At 65.7% G+C, this 12,703-nt stretch carries 11 protein-coding genes, 1 tRNA gene and 1 pseudogene; 9 read left to right on the top strand and 4 right to left on the bottom strand.

Translation table 11 applies throughout. From position 1 onward, the window contains the following. Positions 1–1,131, bottom strand: coding sequence for a glutathionylspermidine synthase family protein (locus tag VHP37_24280; GenBank protein ID HEX2829484.1), 1,131 nt, complete (start codon positions 1,129–1,131; stop codon positions 1–3). After that, on the bottom strand, positions 1,131–1,466 hold the full coding sequence (locus tag VHP37_24275; protein HEX2829483.1) for a hypothetical protein: 336 nt from the start codon (positions 1,464–1,466) through the stop codon (positions 1,131–1,133). The genes VHP37_24280 and VHP37_24275 overlap by 1 nt, the downstream gene beginning before the upstream one ends. A gap of 100 nt (positions 1,467–1,566) precedes the next feature. On the opposite strand from VHP37_24275, the gene VHP37_24270 reads away from it, so the two are divergent. From VHP37_24270 to VHP37_24230, 9 genes and pseudogenes are all read left to right on the top strand, one after another. After that, a tRNA-Val gene (locus VHP37_24270) sits at positions 1,567–1,643 on the top strand. A 149-nt stretch (positions 1,644–1,792) separates the two neighbouring features. Then, entirely contained in the window at positions 1,793–3,709 is a 1,917-nt protein-coding gene (gene thrS, locus VHP37_24265; protein ID HEX2829482.1) for a threonine--tRNA ligase, read from the top strand. Between the two features lie 27 nt (positions 3,710–3,736). Next, positions 3,737–4,255 (top strand): annotated as a pseudogene (infC, locus tag VHP37_24260) (translation initiation factor IF-3). A gap of 354 nt (positions 4,256–4,609) precedes the next feature. Beyond that, positions 4,610–4,804 (top strand): 50S ribosomal protein L35, encoded by a 195-nt coding sequence (rpmI, locus tag VHP37_24255; GenBank protein ID HEX2829481.1) that lies wholly within the window; start codon positions 4,610–4,612, stop codon positions 4,802–4,804. A gap of 12 nt (positions 4,805–4,816) precedes the next feature. Then, positions 4,817–5,176 (top strand): 50S ribosomal protein L20, encoded by a 360-nt coding sequence (gene rplT / locus VHP37_24250; GenBank protein ID HEX2829480.1) that lies wholly within the window; start codon positions 4,817–4,819, stop codon positions 5,174–5,176. 107 nt (positions 5,177–5,283) lie between these two features. Beyond that, a complete protein-coding gene (gene pheS, locus VHP37_24245; protein ID HEX2829479.1) occupies positions 5,284–6,270 on the top strand; it encodes a phenylalanine--tRNA ligase subunit alpha in 987 nt (328 codons plus the stop codon). Further along, a complete protein-coding gene (pheT, locus tag VHP37_24240) occupies positions 6,267–8,618 on the top strand; it encodes a phenylalanine--tRNA ligase subunit beta (protein HEX2829478.1) in 2,352 nt (783 codons plus the stop codon). The genes pheS and pheT overlap by 4 nt, the downstream gene beginning before the upstream one ends. A 12-nt stretch (positions 8,619–8,630) precedes the next feature. After that, the gene (locus VHP37_24235; GenBank protein HEX2829477.1) at positions 8,631–8,954 is read left to right on the top strand and encodes an integration host factor subunit alpha; all 324 of its coding nucleotides are present in this window, start codon (positions 8,631–8,633) and stop codon (positions 8,952–8,954) included. Then, the gene (locus VHP37_24230; protein HEX2829476.1) at positions 8,926–9,303 is read left to right on the top strand and encodes a MerR family transcriptional regulator; all 378 of its coding nucleotides are present in this window, start codon (positions 8,926–8,928) and stop codon (positions 9,301–9,303) included. The genes VHP37_24235 and VHP37_24230 overlap by 29 nt, the downstream gene beginning before the upstream one ends. Positions 9,304–9,385: 82 nt before the next feature. Here VHP37_24230 and VHP37_24225 read toward each other — a convergent pair whose 3' ends face one another. Further along, the gene (locus VHP37_24225; protein ID HEX2829475.1) at positions 9,386–10,174 is read right to left on the bottom strand and encodes a fatty acid desaturase; all 789 of its coding nucleotides are present in this window, start codon (positions 10,172–10,174) and stop codon (positions 9,386–9,388) included. A 101-nt stretch (positions 10,175–10,275) separates the two neighbouring features. After that, positions 10,276–12,687, bottom strand: coding sequence for a cyclic nucleotide-binding domain-containing protein (locus VHP37_24220; GenBank protein ID HEX2829474.1), 2,412 nt, complete (start codon positions 12,685–12,687; stop codon positions 10,276–10,278). Positions 12,688–12,703 lie beyond the last annotated feature (16 nt).

Below are 12,703 nucleotides of genomic sequence, written 5' to 3'. Positions count from 1 at the left end.
TCAGTCGAAGTAATGGGGGACGAAGCGGCTCGTATTGCTCGTAACCGGGGTGTTGTCTTCGCGTATGCCCATGCCGCAGGGCTGTCCGCCGACGATCCAGCTTCCGATCACCGGATAGTTGCCGTCGAATTCCGGCAGCGGGGCGTACGCCTGATACACATAGCCCTCCGCGCCATACGTGCCGGGCTGCGCGAACACGCCGCGCGGGCCGTGGATCTCGACGTTCGCGCCTTCACGCGAGTAGAGCGGTTTCTTGACATAGCGCTCGCCGAGCTTGTCCGGCTCGAAATACGCGGGCAGCAGATTGGGATGGTCGGGATAGAGCTCCCACAACACCGCGAGGATCGCCTTGCACGAGAGCAGCACCTTCCACGCGGGCTCGATCACCGTGAGACCCGAGCGCGCGATGTTGGGCCCGAACCGCTCCGCGGCGATCCACTCCCACGGGTAGAGCTTGAAGAGCGCGCGGATCGGCTGGTCGTCCAGATCGACGAACGAGTTCGCCTCCTCCGACCAGCCGATGTCCGCGATGGCGATGAAGCGTGCGTCGATGTCGGCCTGCATCGCGGTATCGCGCAGGTATTCGATGTTGCCGATGTCCTCCTCGGAGTCGCCGACGCACGTGAAGTGCACCGTCGCCGGCACGCCGCGCAAGCCGGGGCGTATCTCCTGCCAGCGCGCGATGAGCTTCTCGTGGATGGAATTGAACTGGTCGCTCGCGGGCCTGACCGCCTGCAGCCAGCTCCACTGCGCGACCGCCGCTTCGATCAGCGAGGTCGGCGTGTCGGCGTTGTATTCGAGGAGCTTGGGCGGGCCTTTGCCGTCGTAGCGCAGGTCGAAGCGGCCGTAGAGCGAGAGGTCTTCCGCCTGCCACGAATCGACGACGAAGCCTCCGAAGCGCTCGAGCTTGTAACGCTCGATCCAGCCGCGCGAAACGATCTCGTCGATCGCGTGCAGGCTCATCTCGTGGAGCTCGGCGGTCGCGGCCTCGATCAGGTCGACCTCGGCGGCGGTGAAGCGATAGCACGCCGACTCGTCCCAGTAGCTGCCGTCGAGGCTGTGGAAGTGGAAGCCGACCGCGTCGAGCTCGGCCTGCCAGTTGCGCCGCGGCGGTGTGCGCTCGCGATCCATCAGCCGCCGGAGCTGTGCGAGGACGCCGAGGCGCCGAAGCCGCCGCGGCTCACGGTGGTGCTCGACATGGCGCTGCTCCCGGAGCGCGGCGACAGGTTGCTGCCCACCGTCGAAGTGCTGCGGCCGTAGCCGTAGGAGGGGCCGTAGTAATAGCCCGAGTGCGGGCCGGAGGACTGGCGCTCGCACTTGGAGGCGTCCTCGCCCCAGTCGCGCTTGCAGTCGGCCTGGGTGCGGTAGACGTCCCGTCGCGCGGTCTGGTTGTCGTCGCCGCAGCCGTGGAGCGCAGCGCCGATCAACACGAGCGTGAGCGTAGCCGTGGATTTGCGAGACCTCATAGCGTGCCTCTTGTCGTTCTTATCCGACACGATCATAGCGCACTCGCGGCCGCGGGAAATTTGAACGAATGCGCGGCTTCCGTTACAATTTCCCCTCTTCAGGCGCGTAGCTCAGCTGGTTAGAGCACCACCTTGACATGGTGGGGGTCGTTGGTTCGAGTCCAATCGCGCCTACCAATACTGAAGCGAACGAGACATGCGGCGTATTTCGGTCACGCGAACCCCGACTACCGGGCTCAAATCCGCGTAGCCGCGCGAGTTTCGTTCATGAAAAAGTGCGGCGATCCCGCACTTTTTTTATTTGTAGCTATTGGGTGGTAGAGGCCATGCCTAATATCAAGCTTCCGGATGGTTCGGTCCGTTCCTACGATAAGCCCGTCACGGTCGGCGAGATCGCGGCGTCGATCGGGCCGGGTCTCGCCAAAGCCGCGCTCGCCGGCAAGGTCGACGGCAAGCTCGTCGATACCGCCTACACGGTGGACAACGACGCCGACGTCGCCATCGTCACGGACAAGGATCCCGAAGGCCTGGAAGTCATCCGCCATTCGACGGCGCACCTGCTCGCGCACGCGGTGAAGGAGCTGTTTCCCGACGCGCAGGTGACGATCGGCCCGGTCATCGAGGACGGCTTCTATTACGACTTCTCGTACAAGCGGCCTTTCACCCCCGAGGACCTCGGCGCCATCGAAAAGCGCATGGGCGAGATCGCCAAGCGCGACATCAGGGTCGAGCGCAGCGTCATGCCGCGCGACGAGGCGGTGAAGTTCTTCAGCGACCAGGGCGAGAAATACAAGGCGGAGATCATCGGCTCCATCCCCGAGGGCGAGAACATCTCGCTCTACGGTCAGGGCAACTTCATCGACCTCTGCCGCGGCCCGCACGTGCCTTCGACGGGCAAGCTCAAGGTCCACAAGCTCATGAAGGTCGCCGGCGCCTATTGGCGCGGCGACTCCAAGAACGAGATGCTCTCGCGCATCTACGGCACGGCATGGACGAAAAAGGAAGACCAGGAGGCGTATCTCCATCGCCTGGAAGAGGCGGAGAAGCGTGACCACCGCAAGCTCGGCCGGCAGCTCGATTTCTTCCACATGCAGGACGAAGCCCCCGGCATGGTGTTCTGGCACCCCAAGGGCTGGACGATCTGGCAGCAGGTCGAGCAGTACATGCGCAACGTCTACAGGGAGACCGGCTTCCAGGAGGTGCGCTGCCCGTCGATCCTCGACGTGACGCTGTGGAAGCGCTCGGGCCACTGGGATAACTTCCGCGAGAACATGTTTTTCACGGGCTCGGAAAACCGCGAGTACGCGGTGAAGCCGATGAACTGCCCCGGGCACGTGCAGATCTTCAACGCCGGGCTGCGCAGCTATCGCGACCTGCCGCTGCGCTACGGCGAGTTCGGCTCCTGCCATCGCAACGAGCCTTCGGGCGCGCTGCACGGGATCATGCGGGTACGCGGGTTCACCCAGGACGACGGCCACATCTTCTGTACGCCGGGGCACATCGAGCCCGAAGTGGAAGCTTTTCACCGCCGTGCCCTGGAGGTGTACGCCGATTTCGGCTTTACCGACGTCACCGTGAAGCTCGCGCTGCGGCCCGAGATGCGTCTGGGCACGGACGAAGTCTGGGAGCAGGCGGAGAACGCATTGCGCGCCGCGTTACGCAAATGCGGCGTGGAGTGGGAGGAATTGCCCGGAGAAGGCGCGTTTTACGGTCCGAAGATCGAATATCACCTGAAAGACAGCATCGGCCGGCCATGGCAGGTCGGGACGATACAGGTCGATTTCATGATGCCCGGTCGCCTCGGGGCCGAGTACGTCGACGAGGACAACACCCGTAAGGCACCGGTTATGCTGCACCGGGCTATCGTGGGCTCGATGGAGCGCTTCATCGGCATCCTCATCGAGAATTACGCCGGGGCGCTGCCGGTGTGGCTCGCCCCCGTGCAGGCGGTCGTGATGAACATTTCGGAAGGCCAGATCGACTACGCGAAAAGCGTTGCTGCTGCGCTGCGTCAGGCCGGTCTGCGGGCTCATGCCGACTTGAGGAATGAAAAAATTTCCTATAAGATTCGAGAACATAGTCTGCAAAAGCTGCCTTACCAGGTCGTCGTAGGCGACAAGGAAGTGGCGGCGCAACAGGTTGCCGTTCGTTCCCGCAAGGGTGAGGACCTCGGCCGTATGACGGTCGAGGCTTTTCTTTCTCTGCTGAAGGCCGAAGAGGCGCAGCGGGGGAGGACGGCGTAAGACGAATTTGACTAAGGAGCTCGTCGCATAGCACAGGAAAAGGAAGCCCGGATCAACGGTGAGATCAATGCGCCGGAAGTACGTCTGATCGGGGCGGATAAATCACAGGTAGGCGTCGTGAGTCTGGCGACCGCGAACAAGATGGCCGAAGAGGCCGAGCTCGATCTGGTAGAGATCGCGCCCACGGCGAATCCGCCGGTTTGCCAGATCATGGATTACGGGAAATTCAAGTACCGTGAGAGCAAGAAGCGCCACGAAGCCAAGCTCAAGCAGAAGCAGATCGTCGTCAAGGAAGTGAAGTTTCGTCCGGGCACGGACGAAGGCGACTACAAGATCAAGCTCCGCAACCTGATCCGATTCCTGGAAGAAGGCGACAAGACCAAGATCACCCTGCGTTACCGCGGCCGCGAGCTCGCGCACCAGGAGTTCGGCCAGCGGTTGCTGCAGCGTGTGCGCGACGAGCTCGAGCCGTATGGCGTCGTCGAGCAGTGGCCGAAGATGGAAGGTCGCCAGCTCGTGATGGTGCTGGCGCCGAAGATCAAGCAAGTGCAACAGGCGAAGCCGGCGAAGCCGAAGGGTGACGGCGGCGCAAAGGCGGCGCCGCAAGGCAGTGACGGCGGCGCAAAGGCGGCGCCGCAAGGCGGCGACCGCGGCGCGAAACAGGGAGCGCCGCAAGGCGAGAAACCCGCGGCGGCCGAAAAAGCCGCTGCCAAACCCGCCGGCGAGAAGCCTGCGGGGTCCGGACCGGTAGCGGCGGCAGGCGCGCCGCAGGCGGCCGAAGCGAAGAAGTAGTCAGGGCCAGGATTCAGAGTCCTGCCCGAGCAGCACCACAAGTAGTTGTCCGCGGCTTACAAGTCTCCCGACGGGAGCGCCCGGCGCTATGTGAGAACAGGAGCAACCATGCCGAAACTGAAAACCAAGTCCGGCGCGGCGAAGCGTTTCAAGAAGCTCGCCAGCGGCAAGTTCAAGAGGAGCAGCGCGAACCTGCGCCACATCCTCACCAAGAAAGCCACCAAGCGTAAGCGCCACCTGCGCGGCACCACGATGGTTCACGATTCCGATCAGCGCTCGATTTCGCGCATGATGCCGAACTAAGGGAGACGAGCCATGCCGAGAGTCAAACGTGGTGTCATCGCCCGCGCGGCGCACAAGAAGGTCCTCAACGCGGCCAAAGGCTTCCGCGGCCGCCGCAAGAACGTATTCCGCATCGCCAACGAAGCGGTCATGCGCGCCGGGCAGTACGCCTACCGCGACCGCCGCAACAAGAAGCGCGATTTCCGTGCGCTGTGGATCACCCGCATCAACGCCGCCGCGCGCGAGCACGGCCTGTCCTACAGCCTGTTCATGAACGGGCTGAAGAAGGCGGAGATCGCCGTCGACCGCAAGGTCCTGGCGGACATCGCCGTGATGGACAAAGCAGCATTTGCCAAATTCGTAGAAAAAGCGCGAGCGAGCCTCGGCGCCTGATACGAAGGTGCAATGAAAAGGAGGCTCACGTAGCCTCCTTTTTTTCGTACTGTCATTGCGAGGGAGCGCAGCGACGAAGCAATCTCGTGGCGCACGAATGTAGATCGATGTCAGACGTAGATACCATAGTCAGCGAAGCGCTCGAGATCTTCCGCGGGATCGACGATCCCGACGAGCTCGAAGGCGCGAAAGCGAAGTACCTCGGCAAGACCGGCGTGATCACCGAGCTGCGGAAAACGCTCGGCAAGCTGCCGCCCGAAGAGCGCCCCGCGATGGGCGTGCGCTTCAACGAGGCGAAGGACAAGCTCGAAGAGGCGCTGCGCGCACGCCGCGAAGCGATCCAGAACGAGAAGCTCGAGGCCCGCCTCAAGGAAGAGTCGCTCGACGTGACGCTCCCGGGCAGGGGACGCGGACTCGGCGCGCTGCATCCGGTCACCCGCACGCTGGAACGCGTCGAGGCGATCTTCCACTCGGTCGGCTTCGAAGTCGCGGACGGTCCCGAGATCGAGTCCGACTACTACAACTTCACCGCGCTCAACCAGCCCGAGAACCATCCGGCGCGGTCGATGCACGACACGTTCTATCTCGCGGACGGCAAGCACCTCCTGCGGACGCACACCTCGCCGATCCAGGTGCGCTGGATGGAGAGCCACCGGCCGCCGATCAAGATCATCGCGCCGGGCCGCGTGTATCGCGTCGACTCCGACGCCACGCACTCGCCGATGTTCCACCAGGTCGAAGGCCTGTGGATCGACGAGCACGTCACGTTCGCGGACCTCAAGGGCGTGGTCGCCGATTTCCTCAAGCGCTTCTTCGAGCGCGAGGACCTGAAGGTGCGCTTCCGTCCTTCGTTCTTCCCGTTCACCGAGCCTTCGGCGGAAGTCGACATGAGCTTCGGCGAGCGCTGGCTGGAGATCGGCGGCTGCGGCATGGTCCACCCGAAAGTGCTGCAGAACGTGCGCATCGATCCCGAGAAGTACCACGGCTTCGCATTCGGCATGGGCCTCGACCGGCTGACGATGCTGCGCTACGGCGTCAACGACCTGCGATTGTTCTTCGAGAACGATCTGCGCTTCCTGAAGCAGTTCACATGAAATTTTCCGAAAACTGGCTGCGCACGTTCGTCGACCCGAAGCTCGACACGAACGCGCTGGCCGACGCCATCACGTTCGGCGGCATCGAAGTCGAAGAGATCGAGCCGGCCGCGCCTTCGTTCGCACAGGTCGTCGTCGGCGAAGTGCTGTCGGTCGAGAAACATCCGAATGCCGAGCGCCTGTCGCTGTGCCAGGTCAACGTCGGCGTGGCGCCGCTCGCGATCGTCTGCGGCGCGCCGGACGTGCGCGCGGGCATGAAAGTCCCGACGGCGCTCGTCGGCGCGAAGCTGCCGGGCATCGAGATCAAGGCCGCGAAAGTGCGCGGCATCGAGTCGCACGGCATGCTGTGCTCGGAGAAAGAGCTCGGATTGTCCGAGGAGTCGTCGGGATTGATGGCGCTGCCCGCCGATGCGACCGTGGGCATGAGCGTGCGCGAGCTGCTCGACCTCGACGATGCGGTGCTCACGACCAAGCCCACGCCCAACCGCGGCGACTGCCTGTCGATCCTCGGTGTCGCGCGCGAAGTGGCGGCGATCACCGGCGCCGCGGCGAGGCTGCCGCAGGTCGATCCGGTGCCGGCGGCGACCGACGCTGCGTTGACCGTTACCCTCGAAACCCCGGACGCGTGCCCGCTGTATTGCGGGCGCCTCGTCAAAGGCGTGAATGCGCGAGCCGCGACGCCGCAGTGGATGCGCGCGCGCCTCGAACGCAGCGGGCTGCGCTCGATCAGCGCGATCGTCGACATCACCAACTACGTCATGCTCGAGCTCGGGCAGCCGCTGCATGCGTTCGATGCGAACAAGCTCGAAGGCGGCATCCGCGTGCGCTGCGCTCGGCCGGCGGAAAAGCTCGAGCTCCTGAACGGCGAGACGCGCGAGCTCTCGCCCGAGTACCTCGTCATCGCCGACGAAGAGAAGGCGGTGGCCCTCGCCGGCATCATGGGCGGCGCGGGCACCGCGGTCGACGATGCGACGCGCGACATCTTCCTCGAAAGCGCCTTCTTCTCGCCGGACGTGATCGCGGGCAAATCGCGCGTGCTCGGCTTCGGCTCGGATTCGTCGTTCCGCTTCGAGCGCGGCGTCGACTTCGGCGGGACGCATCGCGCGCTGGAGCGCGCCACGCAGCTCGTGCTCGAGCTCTGCGGGGGGGCCGCGGGTCCGGTCACCGAAGCGCGCGCCACGCTGCCCGAGCGCAAGCCGGTGACCCTGCGCCTTACGCGCGCGCAGCGCGTGCTCGGTATCGCACTGCCGGCGGGTGAGGTCGAGGACGTGCTGAAGCGCCTCGGCTTCGCGTACGAGAGCCGCGACGGCGCCTTCGTCGTCACGCCCCCGACGTATCGCTTCGACATCGAGATCGAAGAAGACCTGATCGAAGAGATCGCGCGCATCCGCGGCTACGAGAACATTCCCGCCGCCGAGCCGCTCGCGCGCGTGAGCATGCTGCGGGCGCCCGAAGCGACGCGCTCGCGCGCGGCCTTGCGCGCGCGCGTCGCCGAGCGCGATTACACCGAGGTCGTCACCTACAGCTTCATCGACGCGAAGTGGGAAGCGGAGCTCGCGGGCAACCCGCACCCGGTCGCGCTCGCCAACCCGATCGCCAGCCAGATGAGCGTGATGCGCTCGAGCCTGATCCCGGGGCTGATCGACGCCGTCGCGTTCAACGTGCGCCACAGGCAGGCGCGAGTGCGCGTGTTCGAGATCGGCCGCTGCTTTCGCAAGGCGGGGGACGATTATGCCCAGCCGGTGCGCGTCGGCGGCGCCGCTTACGGCGACGCGCTGCCGGAGCAATGGGGCATGCCCGCCCGCCGGGTCGATTTCTACGACGTCAAAGGCGACCTCGAGGCGGTCTTCGCGCCGCGCGAGCCGCGCTTCGAGGCCGCCGAGCACCCGGCGCTGCACCCCGGCAAGTCGGCGAAGCTCATCGTCGGCACCCAGACCGTCGGCTGGATCGGCGAGCTGCACCCGCGCTGGCAGCAGAAATACGACTTGCCGCTGGCCCCGGTGCTGTTCGAGCTCGAATACGACGCGCTGGCGGCGGGGGAAGTCGCCGCTTATCGCGAGATCCCGAGGTTCCCGCCGGTGCGCCGCGACATGGCGGCGCTGTTCGACGAAGCGGTCCCTTATCAGGCCGTCATCGAGGCGCTCAAGGCGGACGCCGCGCCCATCGTCACCGACGTCCGGCTCTTCGACGTCTACCGGGGAAAGGACCTGGAAAAAGGGAAAAAAAGTCTTGCATTCAGAGTGTTATTGCAGGATACTCGAAAGACTCTGACCGATGCGGAAGTGGAATCGGCGGTCTCCCGGCTTCGCGACGTGCTGCGCCAGCGGTTCGACGCAAAGCTCCGCTGATGAGAGGAAAAAATGACCTTAACCAAGGCCGAGCTCGCGGACCTGCTTTTCGAAAAAGTCGGCTTCAACAAGCGCGAAGCGAAGGACATGGTCGAATCGTTCTTCGAGGAAGTGCGCACCGCGCTCGAAGCCGGGAACGGGGTCAAGCTCTCCGGATTCGGTAATTTTCAGCTTCGCGACAAGCCTCAGCGGCCGGGCCGCAATCCCAAGACCGGGGAAGAGATCCCGATCACCGCGCGCCGCGTGGTCACGTTCCACGCGTCCCAGAAGCTCAAGGCCATGGTCGAAGAGAAATACGGCGACGCGGATGGAAGCGAGCAACCACAACCCCACTAAGGCCGTGCTGCCGCCGATCCCGGCGAAGCGCTACTTCACGATCGGCGAGGTGAGCGAGCTGTGCGGCGTCAAGCCGCACGTGCTGCGCTACTGGGAGCAGGAGTTCACCCAGTTGAAGCCGGTCAAGCGCCGGGGCAACCGGCGCTACTACCAGCACCACGAGGTGCTGCTGATCCGCCGCATCCGGGAGCTCCTGTACGACCAGGGCTTCACCATCAGCGGCGCTCGTAACCGCCTCGACGAGCTCGTCGCCGAGCCGGCTAAGGCCGCCCGACAGGCCGAGCCCGACCCCAACCTGCTGGCGGTCCGCAAGGAAATCCAGAGCCTGCTGGAGATGCTCCGGGCCTGAACGGTTCCACCACTGGCCCGTAGGGTGTGGGAGCCCTAACGCACCGCGCCTTTCGTGGGGTGCGCGCAAACGCCCCGCGCCATTAAAACACCTTCTTCGAAGCAAGCTCCGGCGCCACCTCGTCCAGCCGCCGCGCGAGCACCGGCAGCTTGCGCGTCGGCACCCCGGGGAAGAGGTGGTGCTCGACGTGATAGAACATGTCGTAGGTGACGATCGCCTTCAGGCGGTTGCGTATCGTCCGCGCGAGCACGCCGTCGGGATCGCAGTCGTGGTGGACGGTCCACACCGCGAAGAATGCGGTGAGGCATTGGCCCAGCAGCATGGCGAGGACGTGGTAGCGGAGCCAGGCCACGTCCAGCACCGCGAGCACGACAAAGAGCAGGGCGACGTTCGCCGCCAGCTCGGCGCGGATCCAGCGGCGGTGCCGTGCCCCGGCGATCGCCAACGCCTTGCGGTGCAGCCGGAGCGGGAAAAGCGGTCCCACCAGCAGCGCCCGCCATCCCGGCATGCGCGCGCTCATCGCCTCGACGTCGTCGTGCTTCATGCAGGAGCGATGATGCAGCAGATGTGTGAGCTGCACCGCGTGCATCGAACCGAGCATGAGCACGCTCAGGAGGAACATCACCCCTTCGGTTCCTTTGCGGGAGATACCGAGCGCGTAGTGATAGGCGTTATGGACCTGACGCAGCCCCGTCAGGAAGAACATGAACGACGCGCAGAGGGCGAACGCGTAGAGCTCGTGCGCTGCCGCGACCCACGACGCGGCGAGCCAGGGCAGCGGAAGCGCGAGCTCGCGGGAGACCTCACCCCTGCTGAGGCGAAGCAGGTCCCTCCACCGCACGCTCTCGAGACCGGGGCGCGCCGGAAACATGTGTCACCCCCGAGCACATACACGTCAAATGGGTTCCCGCCCGACTCAAGCATTCGGGGGCAGGCTCTTCGCGGGAACGACGGTCACTTCGCCAGCGAGCGTCAATTCCCGGCGTAGTCGAGAAACTTCTCGGGGCTCACCCGGATCGCCGCCCCGGTCGGGCACGCGCGCACGCACGCCGCGCCGCCCCACAGATCCTTGCACATGTCGCACTTCACCGCTTTCTTCGCGCCGTCCTTGTCGGCGCCTTCCGCGGTGCGCTCGCGTCCCGGCTCGGTCGTGAGTCCGGTGATCAGCCACGCCCACAGGCTCGGACGGTGGCGCTTGGGATGTGCGGTCGCGAGCTGGATCACGCCGTACGGACAGTTCTTCTGGCAGTTGCCGCAGCCGATGCACGTGTCGTCGATGTAGACCTCGCCCTGCGGATTGCGATGGATCGCGTCGGGCGGGCAGTCCTTCATGCAGTGCGGGTTCTCGCAGTGCCGGCACGACGTCGGCACGTGGATGTTCGCGAACGTGGGACCCGCCTGGCGGTCGAGGCGCGACGTCCCGTCGTGCGAGTCCGCGCACGCTTTCTCGCAATTGTCGCAGCGTATGCACAGGCTCTCGTCGATGAGCAGCACGTCGGTCGCTTCGCCGATGCCCTGCGCGAGCAGGAAGCTGATGAGGTTGCCGGGCTCGGGCTCGGACTCGCGCTTCACGTTCTCGGCGACGCGCTCGAGCACTTCCGCCTGGAACTCGCCGCGCAGGCTCGCATTGCGCGCGACGACCGACTTGAAGACGTTCGACTGGAGGACGATCGTCTCGACGTTTACCGCCGCGCGCACGGTCGCGGTCCGCCGCTCGTCGGACAGCAGCGCCATCTCGCCGATGTAGTTCCCGGCGGGCACGTACGACAGCACGATTTCCTTGCCGCCGATCTGCTTGGTGATCATCACCGAGCCGCGGCGGATGAGGTGCAGGCCGTCGGCTTCGTCGCCTTCGCTGAAGAGCGTCGCCCCGGCGGGGAAGGTCTTGATGACCGCGCCGCGGATCATCTCTTCCATGTCTTCGCCGGAGATCCACGGCGCAACGTGTCCGCGCACCGCTCGGCGCAGGTAGGCGCGGTCGATCTCCTGGCGCACGGGGTCGATGCTCGCGATGAGCTTGAGCATCGAGCGCCGCGGGGTCTCGACGACGACGCAGCCGTGGCCCGCGCGGACGGTGTTCGCGCGCCGTCGGCCCGACAACAGGCCCATCTCGCCGAAGAACTGTCCCTGGCCGAGCGCGACGGTGTTGGTGCCGCCGTCCTCGCCGCGCGTCTCGATCAGCACCTCGCCTTCGACCACGGAGAAGAACGAGTTGGAGTAATCGCCCTTGAAGAAGATCGCCTCGCCCTGCCGCGGCGCGAGGACCTCGCTGTCGAGCATGAACTCGCGCAGCTGCAGCGGCGTGAGCTCGGCGAACAGCGGCACGTTGCGCTGGATGAGCGCGAGCGCTTCGGACACGCTCGCCGCGCCTTTCCAGCTCCTGAACTTCTCGCGCAGGAGCGGCTCGTCGGCAGGCTCGACGCGGTTGCCGAGGATGTATTCGACGACCTCGTAGCCCTGGTTCATCGCCTGCTTGATCAGCGGATAGCCGCCGAGCGCGCCGATGATGTAGAGGCCCGGCACGTTCGATTCGTAGCGCTCGGACAGGCGCGGCACCGCGGCCGGGTCGGCCGACGGGAACTCGATGCCGAAGCTTTCGACGAGCTTGCGCGGCGGTATCGCGCCCAGGCGCGCGATCACGCGGTCGCACGCGATCGGCTCGACGCCGGCCGGCGTCTGCGCGAGGAAGCGGCACGGCTTGCCGTCGGTCTCCACATCCTCCACGCCGACGACGCTCGTGCCGTAACGGCACTCGATGCGGCCCTGCTTGATCGCCTCCAGCACGAGGTCGAGGTTGCCCTGCTTGGCGCGCGCGAACTCGTCGTTGCGGTTGATCATGACGACGCGGTTGCTGTCGGCGAGCGCGAGCGCGTTCTCGATCGCGGCGTCGCCGGCGCCGACGACGACGATGGTCTCGTTGGAATAGCGGTCGGGATCGTCGAGCTCGTACTGGACGAGCGGAAGCTCCTCGCCCGGCACGCCGAGCTTGCGCAGGTTGCCCTGGAGGCCGATGCACAGCACCACGTTCTCGGCCTCGAAGCGCTCGCGCTGTGCGGTGGTGATGACGAAAGCGCCTTGCCCGCCGGCGATCTGCGTCACGCGCGCGCGCAGCCGGATGTCCACGCCGTAGCGGCGCAGGTCGGTGTTCCAGCGGTCGAGGACGGCTTCGCGCTTGCCCGCGCTGAAGGCGATGGGGCTGCGCAGCGGCAGCACCGCCGGCTCCGCCATCACGTGCTTGCCTTTCTGGTAGCGGTAGATCGTGTCGGACGGGTGGCCTTCGGCTTCGAGCAGCACGTGGCTCACGCCGAGCTCGGCGGCGTGCGCCGCGCAGGAGAGGCCGCTGGGGCCCGAACCGATGATCGCGATTTTGCAGACGTCGCTCATGCTTGCGATTGTCGCG

This window comes from Burkholderiales bacterium (genome assembly GCA_036262035.1).
GTDB lineage: Bacteria > Pseudomonadota > Gammaproteobacteria > Burkholderiales > SG8-41 > JAQGMV01.
Note: the sequence above shows the minus strand (reverse complement) of the source record. Positions and strands in the feature narration are given on the sequence as shown.